The sequence below is a fragment of the Dyadobacter fermentans DSM 18053 genome, from assembly GCF_000023125.1.
In the GTDB taxonomy this organism is placed as follows: Bacteria; Bacteroidota; Bacteroidia; order Cytophagales; family Spirosomataceae; genus Dyadobacter; species Dyadobacter fermentans.
The window spans coordinates 6,418,979-6,444,711 of the sequence record NC_013037.1 but is presented as its reverse complement, the minus strand read 5'-3'; the positions used below and the strand labels follow the sequence as shown (position 1 = coordinate 6,444,711).

Below are 25,733 nucleotides of genomic sequence, written 5' to 3'. Positions count from 1 at the left end.
AAATGGGGCGGCTAAATTAAGGACATATTCACTTTGTTCTATACCCATTTAACCCAAAAAACAGAATGAAAACGTAGCATAACAACGGAAGCATGAATGCGATTTGCCAATTGTAATGGTCGATCAGCCATCCCTGCCCGAACGAAATGGCCGAGCCTCCCACAATGGCGGTCGATAGCCAGCCTGAGGCGCGGGTCGCGTACGATTCGAGCCCTGCGACGGAAAGCGAGAAAATGGTAGCAAACATGATGGAATTGAACAAGCCAACGGCGATCATCGTCCACACCGCCACCGGGCCGGTTGAACTTATTGAAATGATAATCAATAAAATAGCAGCAGTGGCCGCAACACAAAGCACTGTGGACGCCTTGACCGTTTTGAGGATCGCCGCGCCGATAAACCGGCCTACAAACATGCTTCCCCAATACAATGCCACCATCGTCCCGGCCTCATTGAGCGACGTGGAAGATACATCGACGATATAATTAGCCAGAAAAGATCCGACCGCCACTTCCGCGCCGACATAGCAAAACAATGCTACCACACCGAAACGCAGATTCCTGAATCCAAACAGCGGTTTCCCGCCATCGCTTGCGGCCTGCACCACCGGTACCGGCAATTTGAGCCTGCTCACCACCAGCGCAATCACGACGAGCAATGCGGCCAATCCCAGGTAAGGTAACCGCACGGGTTCGCTGCTTCCCGCCAGCTCGCCGGCGTTCGACAGGATGTACATACTCCCGAAAACAGGCGCCACCGTCGTTCCAAGAGACCCCACGGCCTGGATCAGGTTAAACCGGGACGAAGCCGTCTTCGCCGGGCCGAGCAGGGTAATGTAAGGATTGGCAGCCACCTGCAACAGCACAATCCCGATCGCCAGCACAAACAACGCGGCCAGAAAAAGGTAGTATTCATGCCAGAGCGAAGCCGGAAAAAACAGCGTCGCACCGAATGCGGCCACTGCGAAACCGGCGACCATTCCTTTCTTAAATCCAAATTTACTCACCAGCACACCCGCCGGAATGGACATAATGCCGTAAGTGAGAAAGAAGTAAAACTGCACCAGCGCCGACTGGGCGTAGGTGAGTTCGAAGCTGTCTTTAAAAAACGGTACGAGGGTGTCGTTCATACAGGTGATGAACCCCATCATGAAGTACAATATCGCCAGCGTAACGAGCGCCGGCCGGTAGTTCTGGCCTGTGGCGGTTTCCGCGGAGGCATCGGGAGTGACGGGTGCGAAGGCCATGGTCAGACGTTCATGGTTACTTTGGCCTGAATGGCTTCCAGGGTTTTCCAGCATTGGTACAGCCCGCGCGGCACATGGAAACAGCCTTTCCATTTACCGCCCTTCAAGGTGAGCAGCGGCTGGCCCTGGCGGTTGAGATAGCCGAACCATTCGCCGTATTCGGGATCAGGGAAATGGCTCCATGTGTATGCATGCAGGCGCTCGAACCATTGCGCGCAGCGCTCGTCGCCCGTGTGCAGGTAGCCTTTGAGCAGCGTGATGAGCGTTTCCATGTGCACCCACCAGAGCTTCTGGTCCCATTCGAGCTGCTGGGGCGGGTTGCCTTTTATATCCATAAAATAGAATATCCCGCCGTGCTCATCATCCCAGCCGTATTCGATGAGCTGGATCGCGATGTCCACCGCCTTTTGCGCCAGTTGGCTGTCGTTAGTGCGCTCGGCCAGATCCATGATAAACCACATCGATTCCAGCCCGTGGCCCGGGTTCACCAGCCTGCCTTCGAATGAATCCGAAAAGGAACCGTCCGGTGCTATATTTTCGAGGATTACGCCTAGCTCAGGCCGGTAAAACTTGTTCATCACCGTATCAATGCCGTTTTGGATCACCTCGTCCACCAACGCCGGTTCCAGCAGCGGCTCGATTTCAAGGACGAGGTTACAAAGGATCATCGGCAGCGCGAAGCTTTCCAACGGCCGCGCACCGGGCACGCCCTTGTTGTAAATACCTTTGGGATTGCCCTGCCGTTTGAGAATATCGTAAAAAGTGTCTGTGGCAATGGTTTTGAATTCCTCCCGGCCGGTAGCCTTGTAAAGTTGCCCGAACGCCATGGTGGCGAAACAATCGGAAAAAATGCTGTGCGGCTGCATGAGCGGGTTTCCGTGGCGGTCGACCGAGAAATACCAGCTATTAGCGCCGCCGTCCGGGCCGTTGTGCTGCGCGCGCCCGAATTTTTGCAAAAATGCAGCACCCGAAAGCGCCATATCCAGCCATTCCTGCCGGGCTTCCACCTGGTTGTAAAGCATGGCAAAGCACCACACCTGCCGGCATTGGAGCCACATAAATTTGTCGGTATCGAACACATTGCCGTCCCGGTCGAGGCAGGTAAAAAAGCCGCCCGATTCGCGGTCGGGAGAGTTTTTCATCCAGAAAGGGATCACATCATCCAACAGTGCGCGGCGGTACTGCTCAATATACTTTTCGGGTTGCATGAAAATCAGGTTAAGGTTCAGGAATAGTCCTTTGTTGAAGGTTAAGGGTTAAAATCGCTTTCGAAATACATCCAGTCAATATGGAACATGGGGCTCTTAAACTTTTCGTTTTTGAACACCAGAAAAAGGTCATGAACGCCCGCACCGCCGTTCACCGGCAGTAAAATTTCTTTCCAACCGGTTTTCAGGTCTTCCAGGCGTCCGCCGGGGACTTCTGTTTTGCCCAGCAACTGCCCATCCCTGCTCCCCTGCCGCAGCTCGATGGTTCCGCCCGCGCCATGTTCCTGAATGCGCAATCGAATGTTCTTAATGTGCGAAAGGTCGATCTGGTTGAACCTGGTGTATTTTCCATTGGTAATATTGGCAATGTAGGATACGTAACCCGTATGCTGCGTGGCAATCACCACGCCTACGTTGCCTTCCTGGTAATCCTCCATCTGGATGAGCGGATTGCGCAGCACAATGTGGCTGGCGGTTTTCTGGGGGCCTATTCCGTTTGCGCCATTGTCGGTGTACGAAGCCTGCAATACATAGGCGCCTTCCGTTCCCTTGCCGATATGCTCGGTCAGTTTCAGCTGCGCAGAGAGCGGTGTCGGGCCGGTAGTTTTCGACAGCGACAGAATATAACCGGCAATTTCGCGCGCATCTTTCTCGGGCAAATCGGCATGCGGGGGCATCGGGTAAGAACCCCAGTTACCGCTTCCGCCGGTGATGATTTTCCGTGCAAGCATACGCTCCGCGCCTGTGTCCGAGGCGTATTTCTTTGAGATTTCTTTCAAAGCCGGACCAATGGATTTGGTTTCCATCGTGTGGCAGGCTTTGCAATCGAGCGACGCGTACAGCTTAGCCGTGGCGGCATAGCGGATATTCTCCCCTTCCCCGCCCGACAATGCACCGGCCAGGTCTTTCCCAAATGCCAGGTAAGTGAACCCGGCGTGGATGCGCGACCGCTGGATCTTGCCGTCTTCTTTATCGGTTACTTTAATGGTGTAATTAAATGGTGCATTGTCCCAATAAAAGCTCCGGTTTGCGGTCGTCTCGATTTTCACGTCTGGCGGCGTGTTACCGATCTTGAATTCGGTTGTGGCTGTGCCTTTGCCGCCGTGCTGGTCGGAAACGGTCAGGACCACATTGTAGGTGCCTGGTTTGGTGAAAGTATGCGTGATTTCCTCACCCGCCAGCTTTTTCGTCCCGATTTTCCATTCATAAGTCAGCTTGTCGGCCGCATCGTAGTCCTTCGATCCTTTGGCCGAAAGTGTAGCCTTAAACGGTGCAGCACCGATTGTTTTGCCGGTAGAAACTGCCGCAATGGGGTTGCGGTTACCTTCGGTATATTCCACGCGGATAATGCCCGAATCGGTGTTCCGGGCAAACCAGTTGGTACCGTAGGCCAGCAGGTAGATGGCGCCATCGCGGGCGATCTGCATGTCGATGGGCGCGACCACTTTCAACTGGGGCAGGAACGGCTCCATAGCCACATAGTCGCCATTGGCGTCCATGGTTACGGCCATGATCCACTTCCTGATCCATTCAAAAATAAACAGCTTGCCATTGTAATATTCGGGGAGCTTATAGGGGGCATTGGGGTACAAGTCGCTGTAATACACCGGCCCGGCCATCGCGCTCGCCCCTCCTTTTCCTACCAGCGGGTATTTTTTGGAAGGCCCTTTCCCATACCAGATAAACGCCGGCTGCGCAGGCGGCAGGTCGCGGATGCCCGTGTTATGCGGCGAATCGTTCACCGGCTTTTGCGGGTCTTTACCCGGACCTTCTTTTTTGGTAGCAAAGTCGTAGTCGGGAAACACCTCGTTATCGCCCAGGAAATAGGGGTAGCCAAAAAACCCGGGCTTCCGCGCCTGGTTGATCTCGTCGTAGCTCATTTTTCCCTCGCTACCAGGCACTTCGGTATCCGGACCGACGTCGCCCCAGTACAGAAACTTTGTTTTCGGGTCAACTGAAATGCGGAACGGGTTACGAACGCCCATGGCGTAGATCTCCGGCTTTCCCTGCGAACCGTCCTTCGGAAAAAGGTTTCCGTCGGGAATGCTGTAAGTGCCATCGGCCTCGGGCTTGATCCGCAGAATTTTGCCCCGGTAATCGTTGCTGTTGGCGGTAGCGGCCTGGTCATCGGACAGTTCGCGACCGGGGCGCTCGTCGATCGGCGTGTGGCCTTCTATTTCCTCAGCATTGGTATTGTCGCCGATTGATAAATAGAGCAGGCCGTCCGAAAAGGTGATATGACCGGCGGAATGGCAGCAATATTGCCGCTGCGTGGGCACTTCGAGCAGCACTTTTTTCGACTGCTGATTCAGTTTCTGCCCTTTCAGCTCAAACCGTGCGAGATGGCTCACGCTTTTCTCGCCGCCCACGCCGTAATAGAAGTAAATCCAGTTGTTGTTCTTAAAATCCGGGTCGGCAGCCACGCCCAGCAAACCATCCTCGATGCCGCTGAAAACATTGAACTGCGCAATGGTCGAAACTTCCTTGGTAGCATTGTTGAAGTACCGGACAGCCCCTTTCCGCTCCGCCACCACGACATCAAAATTCGGCAGTATCGCCATCCCCATCGGCTCATCCAGCCCTGAAACGAGTTTGGTATACGTAAACCGGCTCGAATCCGGCCCTTCCAACTGCACGGCTCCCCCCGCCCGAACAGCACCACCGCCGTCCGGATTACCCACTACCTCCCTGAACAACGGCCGGTCATACCGCCCTACCGAAGCCACACAAAGCCCCGCAGCCACCAATAACCCAAATGTAGATCTGAACATCTTCACCCGATAAACTTAATAAAATAGATTATGAAATAAACTAACGTTGTTGATTTAAATTTTGAACGATGGGTTGTAAATTTTGAATGATTGAATGATTGAATGATTGAATAGTTTGTATTTGGTAAATCAGCAAGCGTATACAGCTATTCTTCGTTCATGACTATTCATTTACCCGTTCCACGCAATCATTCAATCATTCAATCATTCAATCATTCAATCATTCAATCATTCAATCATTCAATCATTCAATCATTCAATCATTCCCCGTTCCACGGCGGCTCATTAATAATTCGGATTCTGCCCAATCGATCCTCCTGACCTGTCGATCTCGATTTGTGGGATTGGGAAGATTTCGTTTCTGCCGGCTGTGAAGTTGCCTCCTTTGCCGTTTGTTAGTGGTTTGGTCGAATAGGCCTTCATGGTCGGCACGAGTGTGTTCCAGCGCATAAGGTCGAACAGGCGGTGGTATTCCATGGCCAGCTCCACACGGCGTTCGTGGCGGACGGCTTTGCGAAGGTCGTCGCTTGTTTTGATGTCGGGGAGCGGTTTTTCAGCCACTTTCAACACGCGTGACGCTGCTTCCACGTCCTTGCGCTGCGAGCCCGACGCGCGCTTGCGCACCTGGTTGATATAATTCACGGCCTCTGCCTTGTCGCCGCCGCTTTCGATCAATGCCTCGGCATACATCAGCAGCACATCGGCATAGCGAATCGGATGGTACGTCCAGGCATCATTGCCCCAGCCCTGGCCGCGACGCGCTTCCGGCAGATACACTTTACGACTGTGATAGCCCGTATTCGGATAGGTCGAAAAGTCGAGCACTTCTTTGGTACCATTCAGCTTCGGGAATTCGTCGCCGGATTGCAGCACAGTGAACAGCAACCTCGGATCGCCCGCTTCGAACTCATTGACAAGGTCTTGCGTAGGCAAATCAAATCCCCAGCCACCGGTAGCACCACGCGGCGAGCAATACACATTAATCGTACTCCCGATGATCGGGACCGCCGGATCGTCGCCCATGATGATTGAAAACACGGCCTCCTTGGTTTTATACCCGTTTTCGAGGAATATCTCCTGAAACTGAGGGTGTAACGCAAAAGCACCGGAGTCGATCACCTTTTTGGCCGCGTCACGCGCCTTGGCAAAAAGCGCCGCATCGTCCTTGGCAAAAAACAGATAAGTACGCGCCAGCAGCGCCCAGGCCGCCTCCCGGGTGGCACGGCCCAGCTCGGCAGCTTGCAGGTTGGTAGCCGAAAGCATGGCCGGATCGTTGGCCACGGCCGTCAGTTCCGCTTCGATAAACTGGAAAACCTCGGTTGCCGATGCCCTCGCGAGCTTCGTGCGGTCGTCGACGGTGAGCGTTTTCGTCACCAGCGGCACCCCGCCGAATACTTCCGCCAGTTCAAAATAGAAGAATGCCCTCAAAAAGCGGATTTCGGCCAGGTACCGGCTCTTTAACTCCGGACTGAGCGGCGCGCCGCCCGCATCGATAAGGTTCGCTTCGGGCAGCCGTTCCAGCGCCACATTGCAGTTGCCAATGGCACTGTACCGCGCGGTCCAGTAACCTGCCAGTGTTTCGTTGGACGACAGCGCACGGCCAAAACCGAGGTCGGTCACGAATGGGCGGTCGCCGGCATCGGAACCGCCTTTGTCGGCATCGTCCGTGGCCATATTGCCTAGTTCGGCGCGCGCCGCCTCGTAGCCCCAGAAGTTGCTCACAAAGCCGCGGTAGCAGGTTACGAGCGATTTAAAACCGGCATCCGGCGATTTATAGAATGTTTCGTCGGTGAGGTTGCCCGGAGGCGTGCGGTCGAGGAAATCGTCGGAGCACGACGAAGCCAGCACGAGCAACGACGCGAGTATAATGAATGATAAGTTTCTCATGATGAATATGTTAGAATTTTGCATTGATACCAAACATCCATGTACGGGCCTGCGGGAAAAATCCCTGGTCGATGCCCGTCAGCTTGGGGTCCGTCGAGCCCATTTCCGGGTCCAGACCACTGTATTTGGTTACGGTAAAGAGGTTTTGCGCACCTACATAAAACCTCACCTGCTTTATTTTCGCCTTTTGCAGTAAACCTCCCGGCAGGCTGTACCCGATCTGCACGTTTTTCATGCGCAGGTAGGAGCCATCCTCCACGAAATACTTGGAAACATTGGTATTCAAACCCGCATTCTGGGAGATTTTGTAGTATTCGTTGGTACTGCCGGGGCCGCTCCACGCCTTTTCCAGAAAACCCTTTGGCGCATTGTACCAGCCGGTTCCAGCCTCGGTATCGTAGCGCAGGATATTCATCACATCATTACCCTGCGACCCCTGCACGAAAGCGCTGATATCGAACCCCTTGTAGGCAGCATTCACCGTTAATCCGTAAATAAAGTCCGGCCACGGATTACCGATTTTCGTACGGTCGTCTGCATTTAGCAACTGGTCGCCATTGATGTTTTGGAAACGAATGTCCCCGGGCGTCGACAGGCCTTTTTGCGCGCTTGCATCCACCTCGTCCTGGGTTTGGAAAATACCGTCGGTGAGCCATCCGAAATAGTAACCTACCGGCATTCCTTCTTCGGTTTTGGTGATGGTTTCACCGAGGTGGGCCGTGGAGTAAATCGGCTCGCCGCCTCCAAGGGTCGTTACCTTGTTCGTGAATGTAGAGAGCGTGGCTTTGATACCATATTGAAAACCAGCCACTTCATCATCATAACCAATCGCAAAATCCCAACCTTTGTTGACCATCTTGCCCGCATTCGACCACGGAAAGTTAGGATAGCCGAGCGTGGTAGGCAGGGGCACGATCAGCAGCATATTATCGACCGCCTTTTTGAAATAATCGGCCGTAAGTGTGAGTTTATGATTCAAAAACGCCAGGTCGAGCCCGATGTCGGTTTGGTTGGACGTTTCCCATTGCAGGATCGGGTTGCCGATGCTATTGCGTCCTGCGCCCATGTACCATGTTTTATTGTCGCCGAAAAGGTAGCGGTTGTTGTTCGCGTAGGTTGATAAATAAGCGCCGTTCGCCACGTTCTGGTTGCCGATCTGGCCGTAGCTGGCCCGTAACTTACCTTCCGACAGCCATTTCAGGCCCGCATCTTTAAAAAACCCTTCATTGGTAAAGTTCCAGGCTGCCGATACCGACGGAAATGTCCCCCAGCGGTAGTCTTTCGCAAAACGTGAGGTGCCGTCGCGCCGCACGTTCGCCGTGAGCACGTATTTACCGCCGAAGGAATAGCTCACCCGCCCGAAGTAGGAGTTCAATGCATTGGAATAGGTGTAACCCGAGGCCCCGGGATTGATGGTAGCTGCATTGATAATCCGCATATCTTCCTCATTATTAACAACTCCCTGTTTCGAAGCACCATATTCCAGGCCTTTCGTCAACTCCGCGGAAGTACCCGCGAGCACATTGAGGCGGTGCTGCCCCCAGGCCTGATCAAACGCCAGCGTATTTTCCCAAACGAAGTAATTAGACCAGTAGGAATAATTGCTCACGGTGTTGTAGGTCGCGTAATCGTAGCCATTCAGGTAGTATTGCGGCGTAAAACCTTTGGAAAGGCCCCTGTGAACGTCCAGCCCAAAGTTGCTGCGGAATTTGAGGGGTTCAAAAATCTTCACTTCGAGGTTCGCACCGCCCTTCATGCTGATCCCCTCCCAAATGCTCTGGCGCATCCGCTCGATCTGGCCCACAGGGTTCGGTTTGTTGGAATACAAAATGCCGGCGTAACGCGAGAACGGGTTACTGGCGTCGTAGCCCTGCATGATGGTTTGATAAAAAGGAGGGATATCTTTCAGGTTATCCCGGTAAACCGGCGTGATCGGGTCGGCGGTCATGGCACTGAAAATGGTGCCGGAATACGGATTGTTCTCATCGATATTGCGGCGACTTTCATACACCACGGCAATGTTGCTGCCCAGCCGAACGCGGTCGTTGATTTCCGCATTAACATTGTTCCGCCATGAAATACGGCGGTAATCCGAGCCGCGAACGATGCCTTTCTGATCCATATAACCCAATGCAGAAGCGAAATCGACCTTTTTACTGCCTCCCGAAACCGTGATATTGTAGCTCTGCACGGGTGCATTCTGGTGCATGATCTGCTTCCACCAGTCGGTTCCTTCCGGCCCGGTATTGGTCCGCACGAAATTGAGCGCCTGCGTTTGCATATCCGGCGAAATCGGCGGCGTAACGCCCACAGCCTCCGCAGCCCGGTTTTTGTAGGTGATAAATTCCTGCGCATTCAGCATGTGCGGACGCTTCCAGGGCGATTGCAAGCCATAGTAACTATCGAACGAAACGCTCACCGACTCCGATTTGGCCCCTTTTTTGGTGGTAATGATCACCAATCCGTTGGATGCGCGCGAGCCGTAGATTGCCGCCGCCGAAGCGTCCTTGTGAATATCCATCGTTTCGATGTCGTTCGGGTTCAGCCAGCCGATGCTGGTTTGCGGGAGGCCATCGACGATGTAAAGCGGCTCGTTGGAGTTATTAATCGAACCGATTCCGCGTATACGCACCACCCCCGCGGAGCCCGGGCTGCCGCTCGCCTGCGTTACCATCACGCCGGCCGCCTTGCCCTGCAATGCATCCGCCGCCGAGCGAACGGGCATATTGCGGATTTCGTCACCTCCGATTGAAGCTACCGAGCCGGTCACATCCTTTTTGGACACCGTTCCGTAGCCGACAACTACCACTTCCGAAAGCGACTTGGAGTCGGCCGAAAGCTTCATATCAATTACCGATCGGTTTTCCACGGCCGACTCGGACGACAAATACCCGATGAACGAAAACACAAGCGTCGCATTTTCAGGCACATTCGGCAGTTCATACCGACCGTCGCCGTTGGTGGTCGTGCCGATTCCCGTGCCTTTCACGATCACACTCGCGCCGGGCAGCGGCTCGCCGGTGACAGCATCCGCCACCACGCCCGAAACCGTAAGGGCCATGTCGGCCGCCTTGCGCATTGCCGGGCCTTTGAATAGCGAAGCCAGTGTATTCACGGGCTGGGTGGCGGGCAATTGTCCGGTCGGCTGCTGCTTCAACAGGGTGCCGGGCTCCGTTGCAGGGCGGTCACCTTCCTTTTCGCCGGCCTCGTCTTTAATGTAGATCACGTAAAAATTATCACGCAGCTTCTTGAATGCCAGGTTATTTGGTTCAAGGATTTTGCGCAACGAATTTTCCAGCGAGCCAGCCTTGCCCATTTCCTTCACGGTTTTGCCGTTGACATACTCCGAGTTGTACAGGAAAGACACTTGAAACTGCTTTTCCAGGGCCCGCAATTTTGTTTCGAGGGATACCGCTTGGCGAGGCCGGACGTCGGGACGACCGCCCGGTTCGAGCCTCGACAGGGCGACCGGCTGCGCCTCTGCCCGGGGCACGGCGCAGAGGCAGATGGCGATCAGGTGAAGTGTGGTAATCAGTCGTTTCATAGGCGCAAGCAGGTTACAGGGTTAGTTTAAATAGCCATAATCCGAAACACGTACAACAATATTCCGCGGTTCTGAACATAGAGTACCATTTCGTTTGGCATACCGCCATTAGCGACGAAAGTTTTTTCGCATTTTTTTTAAAAAAGTTCAAAAAGCTGCGTTTACCGGCTTCGTATTAATCAATTTAGCATTAATATACTAAATATAAGCCTACTTAATAATATAAAATATTAACTAATGATTGTGATTTTGACCGCCGGAAAGCTGAATACGTAAGACTATTGATTGGACTTGGGACCGATAACAAGCTGGTCGCCGTCTCGGGTGATGGTAATGGAGGACGCTTCGGCGATGCCTTGCAGGAGCAGCTCCACATTATCCGTCGGAACGGAGCCGGAAATCTGCCGATCGAGTAAATCTGGGTGACTGGCTTCTGTTTCGAAGCCGTAAGTATCCTGCAATATGGCCGCTACTTCGCGGAGTGAGGTATTTTTGAAAACCAGTTTGTGATCTTTCCAGGCGGAATACAGGCCTTTTTCCACGTGCGATCGCTGGTATTCCGCCGGCTTGCGGAATTGCACCATTTCACCCGGTTTGAGGACGAGCGTATCGCCCGTGGCGTCGCCGAGGTTACATTGCACTTTGCCCTCGTCGAGCACGACCCTTGTGCCGCTTTTGCGCTTGCTGACATTGAATTGGGTTCCCAGCACATCCAGACTGAAATCTGCGCCTGTCCGCACGCGGAACTTCCGGTGGTCGGAGGTGTGCACGACATTGAAATACGCCTCGCCATCCAGCCGCACTTCCCGCAGCGCGGGCCACCCGGCTTCGTACGAAAGCTCAGAATTGCCGTTCAATGTCACTTCCGAGCCGTCGGGTAATGTGATCAACCGGGTTTCTCCAAAGGCAGTCCTTTCTACAATGCGTCCGCTCTGCCGCTGGAACATATATATTCCGATCCCGGCGACGATCAGAAACAGCACCGCCGCCGCAATCCTGCCCCAACCGAACCAGCTGCGGCTTTTTCCCTCCGGCTCAACCCGCTGCTCTTCACCCAGAGCCGTCGCCTGAATCCTGAAAAACATTTTATCTTCCAAGGCCGACAAGCCCTTTGCCGAAAGCCCGGCCGTAAATGCCGGACGCTCTTCCGCAGAGCGGTACCAAGCTTCGAGTTCCTCGGCCTCCGCGGGCGAATTCTGCCCGTTCTTGTCGTTTTCCAGTAAATACAGCAAGCGATCTTTATCCATTTGTCAGTATGCTTCTCCGCTTTTGATATAGTAACATTTCCGCGCCACTACCGCCATCTCCGGCCTGATTTTTCTACAAATCCCACATTTCCAGCACGATCCACGCCCAGGCAAACTCTTTTAGATTGTCGCGCAGGATTTTCAGGGCCCGGCCCATTTGTTTCTCGACCGTGTCCACCGGAATCTGCTCCCGCTCGGCGATTTCCTTGTAAGTAAGATGTTCCTTCCTGCTCAGCTGATACACTTTCCGCAGTTTTTCGGGCAAGTTCTGAATGCTGTTTTCCAGCGCCAGCGCAAGTTCCTCGTAGTGCAGGCGGTCCTCGGTATCGTTGCCGGCATCACCGGGCATTTGCAGTAAATGTTCGAGATACGCCTCCCAGATTTTACGCGAACGGATCATATTATAGATGCTGTACCGCAATGCACCGAAAAGATAAGCTTCCAGCGTGACCGATATGAGCAGCGTCTCGCGCTTCGTCCAGAGATCGGTGAAAATCTCCTGGATGAGCTCCTCACATTCCTCGCGCAGCATGATCCGCCGGTACGCGGCATCAAAAAGACGGCGCCAGTATTTGCGGTACAGCGTAGCAAAAGCGTCGCTATCACCCGCCTTCATGCGGGCAAGCAAAGTGTCGTCGATGCTATTTGGATTTTCAGGAACGATGGTCGGAAGAGTTTGGGAAGCCGCAATTTCGCATTTCCGTTGGTTTAAAACGATGGGAAAACCTGGAAGTGAAAAGATTTTTAGATCGCCCGACCGGGCTGGCAGAAAGATCTTAGCCGCCGATAGCTAAGTGATTAAACTTTATAGTTGAATATACTATTAAAAATAAATAGATTTAAAACTATAAAATTAACACACTGTACAACACTATGCCTACCCGTCATGAAGTGCAGCGCTTCCTGGATGACTTTTTTGTGAAATACCGAATATTTGACATTCTGTTCATTGAAAGGAAAAATCCTAAAAATGCGGAAACGCTCCTACGCCTCGAAATTTCGACTGCGAAACGGCGGCAGATTATCGAGGCCATTAGTACCGATGACTATGTGGAGGGGCCGTTGGCAGATACATTATATCAATGCGGAGACATGTGGTTTTTTGGCAGAAATTATCACAATCATGAGCTTTACATCAAGATTTCAATGGGTCGGGTTAATTCGAATGTCTTGTGTATATCATTTCATGAAGCGGAAAGAACTATGGAGTATCCATTTAAAAAATCATTATGAAAAGTCCCATTACAGGTAAGGAAATGCTTTTAAGGCATGAAGCGAGCAAAGTGGCGTTCAGAAAGGAAGAGTTTTCGATCGTCAGCCATTATTATGAATGCGGAGATTCCGGTGAGCGGTTTACCGACGATCGTCTGGACGAGTTGAGCATCGTGCAGGTGCACAACCAGTACCGCGAAAAGTACGGGATACCGTTTCCGGATGAAATCAGGCGTATCAGGGAGCGGTATGGGATCTCGGCCAGCAAAATGTCCGAAATCCTGGGGCTAGGTGCAAATTCGTATCGCTTGTATGAGTCAGGAGAAGTACCGTCGGTCGCGATTGGCCGGCTAATCATGTCGATCCGAAACCCTGAAACATTCATACAGCAGGTATCCGCCAGCGCCTGCTTTCTGACCGCAAAAGAAGTTGCCAAACTTACACTCGCGGCCGAAAACCTGCGTGCACAACCCGCCCAGGAGGCTGTTTTTCCATCAAAACTCAACGGCTACCGCCAGCCTGATCTTTCCAAAATAGCTGGCATTATCGCTTTCTTTCAGGGATTTTTGAAGAGTCCGCTGTTTAAGACAAAACTCAATAAACTACTGTTTTATACGGACTTCAACACTTACAAACTAACCGGCTATTCCACAACGGGACTGGAATACCGGGCGATACAATTCGGCCCGGTGCCTTCGCAATTTCAGAAAATGTACGTCAATCTGTCTGAAACCGGGCAAATCAGCATAGACGAGCAGTATTTCGGAAATGGTGCTTACGGCGACGAGATCAATGCAAAAGTTGCGTTCGACCAAACGCTGTTTTCGCCGGAAGAACTTGATGTACTTGAACACGTGGCAAATCGATATGCAAAACTATCTACCGACGATATCGTGAAACTCAGCCATGAAGAAACGGGCTGGATGGACAATGCCGATCAAAAAGCGCTCATCAATTATCGGTATGCGTTCGAGCTCCGCCAGGGGATAAAGCCCATTTCCTGACAAAAGTCAGTTTTCCCAACATCCCGGCGTCATCCGGCGGGCTGGTCATTTGCTCCAATTTTGAGCGAAGGTTAACAAGACCATGACCATGAGCATATTAACGGCCCCCGAGGCTACTCCCGATACCCGGCACGTTTGTTACCATTGCGGTGAAGACTGCCGCGACGAAGTACTGCACGCCGACGACCACGATTTTTGCTGCGACGGTTGCCTGACCGTTTATGGATTACTGAAAGAGAGTGACTTATGTCAGTATTATTCCATCGACGGCGCCCAGGGCATTTCGCCCGACCCTTCTTTTTACAAAAACAAATACGACCACCTCGACCTGCCGGAAGTTCACGATAAAATGATCGAGTTCACGGACGGGCGGCTCACGACGGTGTACTGGTATTTGCCCAAAATGCATTGCAGCTCATGCATCTGGCTGCTAGAACATCTCTATCGACTCCACCCGGCCGTGCGAAGCTCGGTGGTGAATTTCCCTGAAAAAAAGGTCCGCATCACATTCGATGCGGCCGCATTGCGCCTGAGCGGGCTCGCGGCACTGCTCACGCGGATCGGCTACGAGCCCTACCTGAGCATGGACGACCTTTCGGGCAAAAAAGCCGGCAAATGGAACCGTACGCGACTTTACAAAATCGGGATAGCCGGTTTCGCTTTCGGGAACATTATGATGCTGAGCTTCCCGGAATATTTTCATTTGGGACAAAACACGTCCGATCAGAACCTGCGTACGCTTTTCGGTGTGCTGAACCTCGCATTGAGCCTGCCCGTCCTTTTCTACTGCGCAGCGGATTTTTATAAATCGGCGTGGGCGGCGCTGAAAGGTCGTTACCTGAACATCGACGCGCCGATTGCACTGGCATTGAGCTGTGTATTCCTGATCAGCATTTACCAACTGGCCACGCAATCCGGCCCCGGCTACCTCGATTCGTTCGCCGGCGCGGTGTTTTTTATGCTCGTTGGCCGGTATTTTCAGGACAAAACCTACGCCGGGGTGTCCTTCGACCGCGATTACAAATCCTATTTCCCTGTCGCCATTTCGATGACCGACGGTGAAACCGAAACGCGCAAACCCATTACCGACCTTCAAAAGGGCGACCGGATGCTGGTCCGCAATGAGGAATTGATCCCGGCCGACGCGGTATTGCAAAGCCCGCTCGCGATGATCGATTACAGCTTCGTATCGGGCGAATCGCAGCCGGTAGAGCGGCGGAAGGGCGATACCATTTACGCCGGCGGCAAGCATAAGGGCGCGGCCATCGAGCTCGAAGTGCTTCGCGCGGTGTCGCAAAGCTACCTCACGCAACTTTGGAACAACGAAGCATTTGCCAGGGAAAAAGACGACGCCAATACCTCGCTTGCGGCACGCATTAACCGTTACTTTTCCCTCGTGGTGCTGGGCATCGCCACGGTCACGTTTTTAGTCTGGTTTTTTGCCTTTAATAATGCGGAAACCGCTTTTCTCGCATTCACCACTACCCTTCTCGTGGCCTGCCCGTGCGCGCTGCTACTATCGTCTACATTCACGAACGGTAATCTGCTGAGCGTTTTCAGCCGCAATCGCTTTTATCCCAAAAATGCCCACAGCATCGAACGGCTGGCGCAGATCGACGCGGTTGTATTTGATAAAACGGGCACCATTACCCTGCCCGACGACGCCGAAATCGACTTTACGGGAGAGCCTTCCACCCGGGAAGAGCTGGTGATGATCAAGTCGCTGGTCACGCAATCGTCGCACCCGCTGAGCAGGCTGCTGGCGAAGCATTTGGCAGATGTGCCCGCGAGCAAGCGCGTGCTGAGCGGCTTTTCGGAAACGAGCGGCAAGGGTATGACGGCACAATGGGGCGCGCAAACGGTGCGGGTCGGGTCGGCGGGCTGGGTGGGCGCTGCTGCCGATGACGATGCAGGGCAATCGAGCCGGGTGTACATTGCGATCGACGGTGCGGTGAAAGGCTATTTCACCATCCGCAGCAAATACCGCCCCGAACTTCCTGAAACGCTTGCCGCGCTGCGCGACGCGGGCATCGGCACCTACCTGCTGTCCGGCGACCGCCCTACCGACCGCGAGTTGCTCACGCCGCTTTTCGGTCCGAATGCTACCCTTTTATTTAACCAAAAACCCGAACAGAAACTGGACTTCGTGCGGAACCTGCAACGCGAAGGCCGCCACGTATTGATGGTCGGCGACGGCCTGAACGACGCCGGCGCATTGCGGCAGAGCAACGTCGGGCTGGCGGTGTCGGACGATATCAACAACTTCTCGCCTTCGTGCGACGCCATTGTGGAGGGCAGCCAGCTCAGCCTGTTGCCCGGCTACATTGCCCTGGCCCGCAGCGGGCAGCGCATTATCCGGCAGAGCTTCGCCATTTCCTTGATTTACAACATTCTGGGACTGTCATTCGCCATCACCGGGCACCTTTCGCCGGTTATTGCGGCAATCCTCATGCCTGTCAGCTCCATCACCATTGTAGCCTTTACCACCCTGGCCAGCAATGCGGCTGCGCGGCGCTGTCTCAAAAAACTGACCAATGTCATAAACCGGACGTAGCGGTTGTCATGCTTTGCCAGCCGTGCCGCGGGTAGTTTTGACCTATCAAAATCAACCAACGTGATCCTCATCATGAGCGCATTATATCTGCTGATCATCGCCAGCTTGCTGGTGGCGCTGGGATTCCTCGGCGCGTTCATCTGGTCGGTCCGGAAGGGCCATTACGACGACGATTACACGCCTTCGGTGCGCATCCTGCTCGATGATTCCGAAAAGAACAGCACTACCTGACGCCACTCATCTGAACTGATTTTTACCATTTATCTCCACCAAGTTATGTCAAACGTTCCCCATCCCGACCTCGCCTCCGTTGAGTTGGATGAATTTCAATACGACAACCGCATTGTCCGGGACTTCGCTATCGCTACCATCCTTTTCGGGCTTATCGGTATGCTCGTGGGCTTGCTGGCGGCTTTGCAGCTCGTTTTCCCGAACCTCAATTTTGACCTGCCGTTCCTGACGTTCAGTCGCATCCGGCCGCTGCATACCAATGCGGTGATTTTTGCATTTGTCGGAAACGGCTTCTTTACCGGGCTTTATTATTCCGTGCCGCGCGTGCTGCGGACGCCGATCTGGAGTCCGGCGCTGAGCCGCTTCCATTTCTGGGCATGGCAGGCCATTATCCTCGGCGCGGCCATTTCGCTACCCATGGGTTTCACCACCTCCAAAGAATATGCCGAGCTGGAATGGCCATTCGACATTGCCATCGCCGTCGTGTGGGTTTCCGCATTGGTGAACATCATTATGACGACCATCAACCGCCGCGTAGAGCACATTTATGCCGCGGTATGGTTCTACATCGCCTCCTTCGTGACCGTGGCCATGCTGCACGTGGTAAACAGCGTGGAGCTGCCGATCTCTTTCATGAAAAGCTACTCGGTGTATGCTGGTGTGCAGGATGCGCTCGTGCAATGGTGGTACGGCCATAATGCGGTAGCGTTTTTCCTTACGACGCCATACCTGGGTTTGATGTACTACTTTTTGCCCAAAGCGGCCAACCGGCCCATTTACTCCTACCGGCTTTCGATCGTACACTTCTGGGCGCTGATATTCCTGTATATCTGGGCAGGGCCGCACCACTTGCTTTATACCTCGTTGCCCGAATGGGCGCAAACGCTCGGTACGGTGTTTTCGGTGATGCTCATCGCGCCGTCGTGGGGCGGTATGATGAACGGGCTCATGACCCTGCGTGGTGCGTGGGACAAAGTGCGCGAAGATGTGGTGCTGAAATTCATGGTGGTAGCGATTACCGCCTATGGAATGGCCACTTTCGAAGGGCCGATGCTTTCGCTTAAAAACGTCAACGCCATTGCCCACTACACCGACTGGATCGTGGCACACGTACACGTAGGCGCGCTCGGCTGGAACGGCTTCCTGACATTCGGTATCCTTTACTGGCTGTTCCCAAGGTTATACAACCGCCCGCTTTACTCTACCAAAGCCGCCAATTTCCACTTCTGGATCGGCACGCTGGGGATCATCTTCTATACCATTCCCATGTATTGGGCGGGCTGGGTACAGAGCTCCATGTGGAAGGAGTTTACACAGGAAGGGCTTTTGAAATACCCTAACTTCCTCGAAACCGTTACGGCCCTCAAACCGCTGTATTTCCTCCGAAGCGTAGGCGGTACATTATATCTCGTGGGTTTTGTGGTGATGATTTATAACCTCTGGATGACGGCGCTGAAAGGCAAGCTCGTCCCGACAGAAACTGCCAAAGCAATGCCGTTGAACGCGATCTGGCATGCCGAGAAGAGCGAATACTGGCACCGCAGGCTGCTGGAACGCAAGCCGCTCGCGCTGACGATCTTCTCCCTGGTAGCAGTTGCGATCGGCGGGATGATCGAGATGATCCCGACGTTCCTGGTCGAATCCAATGTGCCTACCATTGCGAGCGTGAAACCTTACACGCCACTGGAATTGCAGGGTCGCGACATTTACGTCCGCGAAGGCTGCTACGTGTGCCATACGCAAATGATCCGTCCGTTCCGGTCAGAGATCGAGCGGTTCGGGGAGTATTCCAAATCGGGTGAGTTCGTGTATGACCACCCGCACCAGTGGGGCTCCAAACGCACCGGTCCGGACCTGCAACGCCTGGGCGGCAAGTACCCCGACTCCTGGCATTACAACCACATGGAAGACCCGACCTCCATGTCGCCCGGTTCCATCATGCCGCGCTACGGCTGGCTGCTCGAAAACGATCTGGATACGACCACGACCAAAGCGAAGATCAAAGCCATGCAAACGCTGGGCGTGCCTTACGAAAAAGGCTACGAACACCAGGCCAACGCCGATCTCGTGAAACAGGAAAAGGAAATTCAGGAGCGGTTGAAGCAAAGCGGCATCAAAACCGCAGCCAACAAAGAGATCATCGCGCTGATTGCTTACATGCAGCGGCTTGGGACTGATATTAAAAAATGAGTGAATGATTGAATGACCGAATGATTGAATGATTGAATAGCTGAATGAAAGTCCAGGCACTTGTAAAGTTTCAAAACCCGATCGGTCCATTTATAATCCATACTTATTCAGTCATTCAATCATTCAATCATTCAAAATTAAACTTCTATGAAATTCCGCAACTACCTCGAAACCATCGCCGGCGTGGGCATTTATCCGCTCATCTCGCTACTGATATTCTTTGTTTTTTTCGTTGGCCTGCTCATTTATGTGTGGGGGCTCGATAACAAGAAGCTCGATAAAATGCGCAGCATTCCGTTGAACGACGGTATCGCGACGAAGACGCTGCTGTCGCTCATCCTGCTTGGCTGCATTGCATTGCCGGCTTCGGCGCAGGATGCCACGCAGAAAGTCCGTGCCGTTACCGAGCTGGACCTGATCCTTTATGTGTTGCTGGGTGCATTGGTGTTCATCATCATTCAGCTGGGTATCCTGCTGGCCTCGGCGATGAACGTGCTCAACAAGTCGGCCCATGCTTCCAACCAGGTGCCTACCCACGTTTTCAGCGCGCATTGGTGGAAAAAATTCCGGGGTATCAGCGTGTCGGTGAAGGATGAAAGGGATATTCTGATCGACGGGCATGACTACGACGGCATTCAGGAGCTTGATAACCGGATGCCCCCCTGGCTGCAATTCCTGTTTTACACCACCATTTTCATTGCCGTAGTTTACTCGGCCTACTATTTCAGCGGCCTGGGCGACCTGCAAATCGCGGAGCTTGAAAAGGAAATCGCAACAGCCGAAGCCGAGAAGAAGGCCTACATGGAAAAAGTGGGTGCCAGCATGGACGAAAACTCCGTGACGCTCCTCAGCGACAAGGCAGGTGTGGACGCCGGGCAGAAAATCTTCCAGGAAAAATGTACCGCATGCCACGGAGCCGACGGCGGCGGCACGGTAGGCCCCAACCTGACGGACGACTACTGGCTGCATGGCGGCGGCATTCAGAATGTATTCAAAGTGATTAAATACGGTGTGCCTGAAAAAGGGATGATCTCCTGGGAAAAACAACTCTCACCTACCGACATTCAGAAGGTAGCGAGCTACGTGATCTCACTCAAAGGCACCAAACCAGCCAATGCGAAAGAGCCGCAAGGCGAACTGGTAGAAACTTCGGCTGTCGGCGATCAGCTGTCGGCTGTTGAGAAATGATCGATGATCCGGAAAGATGAGGTAGAAATGGAAACGACAGATATGAATGGCTTGGGGGGAAAGCAAAAAAGCCGACAGCCGATTGCCGACAGCCGAAGTTTAAAATCAGAAACACGTCCCTTGTACCCGCAACGGCCCGAAGGTAAGTGGCATAACCGCCGTGTGGCATTCAGCATAGCGATCATCGCGCTGCTGTTCATCGTTCCGTTCATCCGGATCGATGGGCAGCAGCTCGTGCTGTTGAATGTGATTGAAAGGAAATTCATTGTTTTCGGTGTTTTTATCGGGCCGCAGGACTACTGGCTGTTCGGGCTTACGATGCTGTCGTTTTTCGTGTTCATCGTGCTGTTCACGACGGTCTTCGGTCGGTTATGGTGTGGCTGGGCGTGCCCGCAGACGGTTTTTATGGAAATGGTTTTCCGCAAAATCGAATATGCCATTGAAGGCGACGCCGGTAAGCAGAAACTGCTGGACAAAGCACCCTGGACACCGGAAAAAATCATGAAAAAGGGTTTGAAATACACCCTCTTCCTGATCGTATCCTTCGCCATTGCCAACCTGCTGCTCGCTTATGTGCTGGGCACGGATGAGTTGTCCAAAATCATTTCCGAACCCATCGAAGCGCATATCGGCCTGTTTTCGGGCATTGTGCTTTTCACGGCGGTTTTCTACTGGAACTTCGCCTGGCTGCGCGAGCAGGCGTGTACGGTGGTGTGCCCCTACGGCCGCCTGCAAAGTGTGCTGCTCGACCGCAACTCGATTAACGTAGCCTACGACCACGAGCGCGGCGAACCGCGCGGAAAGCTGCACAAAGGCTCCGACCGTACGGAAGGCGACTGTATCAACTGCTTCCAATGCGTGGCCGTGTGCCCGACGGGCATCGACATCCGCAACGGCACCCAGATGGAATGCGTAAACTGTACCGCGTGCATCGACGCCTGCGATGCGATCATGGACAAGGTCGGGTTCGACCGGGGGCTGATCCGCTACACGTCCGAGAATGCCATTGTTAAGAAAACCACGAAGGTAATCACCCCGCGAACGTGGGGCTATGCGGCTGTGCTGGTGCTGCTCTGGTCGGCTTTGGGATTTGTGGTGGCTACGCGCACCGATACTCAGACCACGCTGTTCCGCGCGCCCGGCAGCCGCTACATCGAAAACAGCGACGGCACGATCAGCAACTTGTACACATTCAAGATATTCAACAAAACCAATCGCATCATCAAACCCTCCATTCGCCTCGACTCCCCGCACGGAAAGCTGCTGTTCGCCGGGTCACCCGACCTGACGCTCGACGCCGCGGGGATGTCCGAGGGGACCGTGTTTGTGATTATTCCAAAAACGGAACTGAAAAGCCGCAAAACGGTGGTAAAACTATCCCTGTCGCAGGGCGACCGGCAGCTCGAAACGATCGAGACTACATTTATCGCACCGGAAGAATAAGTATTAACCTCATACCAGAACACGATGAAAATGAATTGGAAAGCCCTCATTGCCGCAGTCTACGTCAGCTTTATATCAATGATCTTGCTGCTGGTAGGCATGAGCGCAGGACAGAAGATAGACCTCGTAACGGACCATTACTACGAAGAAGAGCTGAAATTCCAGGGCAAGATCGACAAGGCCGCACGCGCCTCCGCATTGGCCGAACCGCTCTCGTGGACCGTTACAGAAAGCGATTTACAGATCCATTATCCGGCAACGGTGGCCGATTCGGCCATTTCAGGCCTGATCCGCATGTACTGCCCGTCCGACGACCGCAACGACCGCCAGTTCGCGATCGAGGCGAAGGACCACGGGCAAAGCGTCGCATTGTCGCAAATCCCGGCGGGGCGTTATAAAATCCAGGTCGACTGGAAAGGCAACAACGAAACCTTCTGGAACGAGGGGGTGGTTGTGATCGCGCACTGACGATGATCTCCGTCCTGCCATACCTCGCCGTGTCGATGGGGCTTATCAGCAGCTTCCATTGTGTAGGCATGTGCGGGCCCATCGCGCTCGCGTTACCCGTGCACAAAGGCTCGCGTGCGCGGCAGGTGGCCGGCGTGCTTGCCTACCACACGGGCCGCGCATTCACCTATGCGCTGTTTGGCCTGCTGGTGGGTACATTGGGTGCCTCACTGGGCTGGCTTGGCGTGCTGCGGTACGCATCCGTCGCCATCGGCATCGCCATGGTGGGTTACACTGTCTGGCCTTCGGCACTCGGGCAGCGGCTGCACATGCCGCTGTTCTGGCAGCGGGCTATCGGCCGCGTGAAGCAAAAGATGGGTGTTTACATAAAAAAAACAGATCTACCGAGCATGGTGCTGCTCGGCATGCTCAATGGCGCCGTCCCTTGCGGAATGGTGTACATGGCCCTGATGAGCTCCGTTGCCACCGGCCATGCCTGGGCCAGCGCGGCATTTATGGCGTTGTTCGGGCTTGGCACCATGCCTGCCATGCTTTTGCTGGGCTTCGCGAAACTGCAATTTACCCCCGCGCTGCGGGACCCGCATCCGCAAGCTTACTCCCATACTCATGGCCATTGCGGGCGTATGGCTCGTCGCGCGCGGCCTGATGCCCTCCTCCTACCCCACCCACGCCAATCATTCGCACGAAATCACGATCTGCCGCTGAATCCCGCCACACCGGCACTTGTGACGCGTGAGCGGGGCGGTGCCGGCGTTCCGCGCTGATAAAAGCCGGTTAGAAGTCTGTTTTTCGAATGATAAAAGTCATGTTTTTCCCTTCGGCGTGTGGGTAGTTTTGATTTATCATCTACATCAAAACTTTCAACAATGGACAAGGACCTGCTATTCAAATATAACATCCCGGGGCCACGGTACACCAGCTACCCGACCGTTCCGTACTGGCAGAAAACCCCTCCTGCCATTAGCAAATGGAAAGAACTGGTGCGGGATGCATTCACGGTTTCAAACCAAAAGGAAGGGATCAGTTTATACATCCACCTGCCGTTTTGCGAAAGCCTTTGCACCTATTGCGGCTGCAATACACGGATCACGATCAATCACGCTGTTGAAAGCAAATATATCCAGGCCGTTTTGAAGGAATGGAGCATGTACTGCGAGCTGTTCGGGGATGAAAAGCCGGTGATCCGGGAATTACACCTCGGCGGCGGCACGCCTACGTTTTTTAGTCCTGAAAATCTGGTAAACCTCGTTAAAGGCCTGCTCGACAAGGCTTATGTGCATACCGACGCCCGTTTCGGCTTCGAAGCGCACCCCGGAAACACTACCGACGCGCATCTGGAAGCGCTGTATTCCGTCGGTTTCCGCAGGATCAGCATTGGCGTGCAGGATTTCAACCCGGTGGTGCTGGCGATGATCAACCGGCACCAGACGTTCGAGCAGGTAAAACACCTCACGCTGAAAGCCCGCGAAATCGGCTTCACGTCCGTCAACTATGACATTGTGTACGGATTGCCGCAGCAGAAAAACTGCTCGATGATGCAAACCATGCTGCGCGTGATCCAGCTCCGCCCCGACCGCATTGCATTTTACAGCTACGCGCATGTGCCCTGGATCAAACCCGGCCAGCGGAGCTACACGGAACAGGATTTGCCCGATGCCGATCACAAGATGGCGATTTACGAAGCCGGCCGCAGCGCGCTGGAACTGGCGGGTTACGAGGATATCGGCATGGACCATTTTGCACTCCGCACCGACGAGCTCTATAAGGCATCCACCGAGGAGCGCCTTCACCGGAATTTCATGGGCTATACCGACACCCGCACGCAGCTGCTGATCGGCCTGGGCGCATCGTCCATTTCCGATTCGTGGTGGGGCTATGCCCAAAATGAGAAGAAAGTAGAAGATTACTACAAAAAACTCGCCGCCGGCGAACTGCCGGTATTCCGCGGCCATGAGCTGAGCCGCGAAGACCTCATCATGCGAAAACACATTCTCCGCCTCATGACCGGTTTTGAAACTTCCTGGGCCAGCACGTCGGAAGTGTGCATGGAAGTATATCAGGCCCTCGAAAGATTGTCGGAAATGGAGTTCGACGGGCTCGTTGAAGTGGAGCCTTTCCGCCTGAGGATCACAGAAAAAGGCAAGGCTTTCGTGCGCAATGTGTGCATGGCATTCGACGCCCGTTTATGGACGGATTTACCTCAAACCACGCTATTCAGCCAAACAGTTTAATCATGAATTCTTGCGGTGTTCACCTGTGTCCTGTACTTTGGTATGTTTGATACGGATATTTTAATTCATACGCAGGTGATGACACGGCATATCGAGATGCTGGATGCCCTGTTCAAACACGCGACCGAAGGGATCGTGGTGGTGGACAAACAGGCAAACATTGTAATGCTTAACCCCAAAGCGAAGGAGCTTTTCGGTTACACCGATCGCGAGCTGATCGGCCGGAAAGTGGAAACGCTGATCCCCCAACGGTTTAACAGAAACCACGTGGGCTACCGCGACGAATACCTGGAAGCGCCCAGGGCGCGCGGTATGGGACATATGATGGACCTTTTTGCCCGGCGCAAAGACGGCTCCGAGTTCCCGGTGGAAGTGAGCCTGAGCCCGTTCAAAACCAGCGACGGCGAATTCGTCGTGAGCTTTGTGATTGACATTACCGAGCGTAAAAAGCAGGAAAGCCGCATTATCGAGGCGAACCTGGAAATACAAAAACTGAATGCAGAACTGGAAGAACGCGTGCAGCAGCGTACGGAAGAACTGGCCGCGGCGATCAAGCGCATTGAGCAGTCGCAGGAAGAGGTGGTGCGTGCACTCACCAAGGAGCGCGAGCTGAACAATATGAAGAGCCAGTTCGTGACAATCGCCTCGCACGAGTTCCGTACACCGCTGGCGACTATTCTGTCGTCGGCCTCGCTCATTGGCCGCTACGCCCGCACCGAGGACGAAGAAAAGCGCCAGAAGCACGTCCAGCGCATTAAATCCACTGTTACCAACCTCACGGAGATCCTGAACGACTTCCTGTCCATCGGCAAGCTGGAAGAAGGCCGAATCCACGCCATTCCCGTGCTCACCGACCTGAATGAGTTTTGTAAAAACCTGATCGAAGAGATTAAGGGACTTTGTAAGGAAGGGCAGCAAATGAACTTCACCTACGAAGGCGAAGCCCATGCCTGGCTCGACAAGCAGCTCCTCCGCAATGTGCTTTTTAACCTGCTTTCGAATGCGATCAAATATTCGGAAATGGGTAAATCCATTTTTCTGAGGATCAAAAACTGGGGCGGGCTGATCCGCATTGAAGTGCAGGACCAGGGCATCGGTATTCCCGAGAAAGACCAGGGACACATTTTCGACCGTTTTTTCCGCGCCCACAATGCGGGCAATGCGCAAGGCACCGGGCTGGGACTCAACATTGTACAAAACTACATCGAGCTCATGGGCGGCACCGTGCGCTTCCAGAGCGAAGTGAACACAGGCACCACATTCTTTGTGGAGCTGCCTAACCGCGAACCCATTAAAATCGACTCCTGAC

At 53.8% G+C, this 25,733-nt stretch carries 18 protein-coding genes; 11 read left to right on the top strand and 7 right to left on the bottom strand.

Annotated elements, in window-relative coordinates; all coding sequences use genetic code 11:
* Nucleotides 1-28: 28 nt before the first annotated feature.
* The 7 genes from DFER_RS26600 to DFER_RS26570 all read right to left on the bottom strand — a co-directional run bounded on the left by DFER_RS26600 (nt 29) and on the right by DFER_RS26570 (nt 12,531).
* Entirely contained in the window at nt 29-1,246 is a 1,218-nt protein-coding gene (locus DFER_RS26600; protein ID WP_015814768.1) for a sugar MFS transporter, read from the bottom strand.
* A 2-nt stretch (nt 1,247-1,248) separates the two neighbouring features.
* Nucleotides 1,249-2,454: a n-acyl-d-glucosamine 2-epimerase gene (locus DFER_RS26595; protein ID WP_015814767.1), complete on the bottom strand. Its 1,206-nt coding sequence runs from the start codon at nt 2,452-2,454 to the stop codon at nt 1,249-1,251.
* A gap of 41 nt (nt 2,455-2,495) precedes the next feature.
* The gene (locus tag DFER_RS26590) at nt 2,496-5,225 is read right to left on the bottom strand and encodes a PQQ-dependent sugar dehydrogenase (RefSeq protein WP_015814766.1); all 2,730 of its coding nucleotides are present in this window, start codon (nt 5,223-5,225) and stop codon (nt 2,496-2,498) included.
* A gap of 285 nt (nt 5,226-5,510) precedes the next feature.
* Nucleotides 5,511-7,112, bottom strand: a complete 1,602-nt coding sequence (locus DFER_RS26585) for a RagB/SusD family nutrient uptake outer membrane protein (protein ID WP_041736728.1) — start codon at nt 7,110-7,112, stop codon at nt 5,511-5,513.
* A gap of 10 nt (nt 7,113-7,122) precedes the next feature.
* Entirely contained in the window at nt 7,123-10,656 is a 3,534-nt protein-coding gene (locus DFER_RS26580; RefSeq protein WP_015814764.1) for a SusC/RagA family TonB-linked outer membrane protein, read from the bottom strand.
* A 278-nt stretch (nt 10,657-10,934) separates the two neighbouring features.
* Nucleotides 10,935-11,903, bottom strand: a complete 969-nt coding sequence (locus DFER_RS26575; protein WP_015814763.1) for a FecR family protein — start codon at nt 11,901-11,903, stop codon at nt 10,935-10,937.
* 73 nt (nt 11,904-11,976) lie between these two features.
* On the bottom strand, nt 11,977-12,531 hold the full coding sequence (locus DFER_RS26570) for an RNA polymerase sigma-70 factor (protein WP_143828817.1): 555 nt from the start codon (nt 12,529-12,531) through the stop codon (nt 11,977-11,979).
* A 245-nt stretch (nt 12,532-12,776) separates the two neighbouring features.
* On the opposite strand from DFER_RS26570, the gene DFER_RS26565 reads away from it, so the two are divergent.
* The 11 genes from DFER_RS26565 (at nt 12,777) to DFER_RS26515 (ending at nt 25,732) form a co-directional block, all read left to right on the top strand.
* On the top strand, nt 12,777-13,136 hold the full coding sequence (locus DFER_RS26565) for a hypothetical protein (protein WP_015814761.1): 360 nt from the start codon (nt 12,777-12,779) through the stop codon (nt 13,134-13,136).
* Nucleotides 13,133-14,119 (top strand): type II toxin-antitoxin system antitoxin SocA domain-containing protein, encoded by a 987-nt coding sequence (locus DFER_RS26560; RefSeq protein ID WP_015814760.1) that lies wholly within the window; start codon nt 13,133-13,135, stop codon nt 14,117-14,119. The genes DFER_RS26565 and DFER_RS26560 overlap by 4 nt, the downstream gene beginning before the upstream one ends.
* Nucleotides 14,120-14,207: 88 nt before the next feature.
* Nucleotides 14,208-16,673 carry a heavy metal translocating P-type ATPase gene (locus DFER_RS26555; RefSeq protein WP_229206124.1) on the top strand — a complete coding sequence of 822 codons (2,466 nt, stop codon included), beginning with the start codon at nt 14,208-14,210 and terminating at the stop codon, nt 16,671-16,673.
* Between the two features lie 72 nt (nt 16,674-16,745).
* The gene (ccoS, locus tag DFER_RS26550; protein WP_015814758.1) at nt 16,746-16,904 is read left to right on the top strand and encodes a cbb3-type cytochrome oxidase assembly protein CcoS; all 159 of its coding nucleotides are present in this window, start codon (nt 16,746-16,748) and stop codon (nt 16,902-16,904) included.
* A 45-nt stretch (nt 16,905-16,949) separates the two neighbouring features.
* Nucleotides 16,950-19,094, top strand: a complete 2,145-nt coding sequence (gene ccoN, locus DFER_RS26545; protein ID WP_041735534.1) for a cytochrome-c oxidase, cbb3-type subunit I — start codon at nt 16,950-16,952, stop codon at nt 19,092-19,094.
* A gap of 147 nt (nt 19,095-19,241) precedes the next feature.
* The gene (locus tag DFER_RS26540) at nt 19,242-20,282 is read left to right on the top strand and encodes a cbb3-type cytochrome c oxidase N-terminal domain-containing protein (protein WP_015814756.1); all 1,041 of its coding nucleotides are present in this window, start codon (nt 19,242-19,244) and stop codon (nt 20,280-20,282) included.
* 120 nt (nt 20,283-20,402) lie between these two features.
* Nucleotides 20,403-21,725 carry a cytochrome c oxidase accessory protein CcoG gene (gene ccoG, locus DFER_RS26535; RefSeq protein WP_229206123.1) on the top strand — a complete coding sequence of 441 codons (1,323 nt, stop codon included), beginning with the start codon at nt 20,403-20,405 and terminating at the stop codon, nt 21,723-21,725.
* A 30-nt stretch (nt 21,726-21,755) separates the two neighbouring features.
* Complete coding sequence (locus tag DFER_RS26530) at nt 21,756-22,193, top strand: FixH family protein (protein ID WP_229206122.1); 438 nt, start codon at nt 21,756-21,758, stop codon at nt 22,191-22,193.
* A gap of 2 nt (nt 22,194-22,195) precedes the next feature.
* Complete coding sequence (locus DFER_RS26525) at nt 22,196-22,957, top strand: sulfite exporter TauE/SafE family protein (protein WP_015814753.1); 762 nt, start codon at nt 22,196-22,198, stop codon at nt 22,955-22,957.
* Nucleotides 22,958-23,059: 102 nt separating this feature from the next.
* Nucleotides 23,060-24,424, top strand: a complete 1,365-nt coding sequence (gene hemN / locus DFER_RS26520; protein WP_015814752.1) for an oxygen-independent coproporphyrinogen III oxidase — start codon at nt 23,060-23,062, stop codon at nt 24,422-24,424.
* A 78-nt stretch (nt 24,425-24,502) separates the two neighbouring features.
* Nucleotides 24,503-25,732, top strand: coding sequence for a PAS domain-containing sensor histidine kinase (locus tag DFER_RS26515; RefSeq protein ID WP_229206121.1), 1,230 nt, complete (start codon nt 24,503-24,505; stop codon nt 25,730-25,732).
* Nucleotide 25,733: the final 1 nt, after the last annotated feature.

What these genes read in the sequence shown, in the direction of transcription:
- DFER_RS26600 (WP_015814768.1), bottom strand. Translation starts at nt 1,246, where the DNA reads ATGGCCTTCGCACCCGTCACTCCCGATGCCTCCGCGGAAACCGCCACA.
- DFER_RS26595 (WP_015814767.1), bottom strand. Translation starts at nt 2,454, where the DNA reads ATGCAACCCGAAAAGTATATTGAGCAGTACCGCCGCGCACTGTTGGAT.
- DFER_RS26590 (WP_015814766.1), bottom strand. Translation starts at nt 5,225, where the DNA reads ATGTTCAGATCTACATTTGGGTTATTGGTGGCTGCGGGGCTTTGTGTG.
- DFER_RS26585 (WP_041736728.1), bottom strand. Translation starts at nt 7,112, where the DNA reads ATGAGAAACTTATCATTCATTATACTCGCGTCGTTGCTCGTGCTGGCT.
- DFER_RS26580 (WP_015814764.1), bottom strand. Translation starts at nt 10,656, where the DNA reads ATGAAACGACTGATTACCACACTTCACCTGATCGCCATCTGCCTCTGC.
- DFER_RS26575 (WP_015814763.1), bottom strand. Translation starts at nt 11,903, where the DNA reads ATGGATAAAGATCGCTTGCTGTATTTACTGGAAAACGACAAGAACGGG.
- DFER_RS26565 (WP_015814761.1), top strand. Translation starts at nt 12,777, where the DNA reads ATGCCTACCCGTCATGAAGTGCAGCGCTTCCTGGATGACTTTTTTGTG.
- DFER_RS26560 (WP_015814760.1), top strand. Translation starts at nt 13,133, where the DNA reads ATGAAAAGTCCCATTACAGGTAAGGAAATGCTTTTAAGGCATGAAGCG.
- DFER_RS26555 (WP_229206124.1), top strand. Translation starts at nt 14,208, where the DNA reads ATGAGCATATTAACGGCCCCCGAGGCTACTCCCGATACCCGGCACGTT.
- ccoS (WP_015814758.1), top strand. Translation starts at nt 16,746, where the DNA reads ATGAGCGCATTATATCTGCTGATCATCGCCAGCTTGCTGGTGGCGCTG.
- ccoN (WP_041735534.1), top strand. Translation starts at nt 16,950, where the DNA reads ATGTCAAACGTTCCCCATCCCGACCTCGCCTCCGTTGAGTTGGATGAA.
- DFER_RS26540 (WP_015814756.1), top strand. Translation starts at nt 19,242, where the DNA reads ATGAAATTCCGCAACTACCTCGAAACCATCGCCGGCGTGGGCATTTAT.
- DFER_RS26530 (WP_229206122.1), top strand. Translation starts at nt 21,756, where the DNA reads ATGAATTGGAAAGCCCTCATTGCCGCAGTCTACGTCAGCTTTATATCA.
- DFER_RS26525 (WP_015814753.1), top strand. Translation starts at nt 22,196, where the DNA reads ATGATCTCCGTCCTGCCATACCTCGCCGTGTCGATGGGGCTTATCAGC.
- hemN (WP_015814752.1), top strand. Translation starts at nt 23,060, where the DNA reads ATGGACAAGGACCTGCTATTCAAATATAACATCCCGGGGCCACGGTAC.
- DFER_RS26515 (WP_229206121.1), top strand. Translation starts at nt 24,503, where the DNA reads ATGACACGGCATATCGAGATGCTGGATGCCCTGTTCAAACACGCGACC.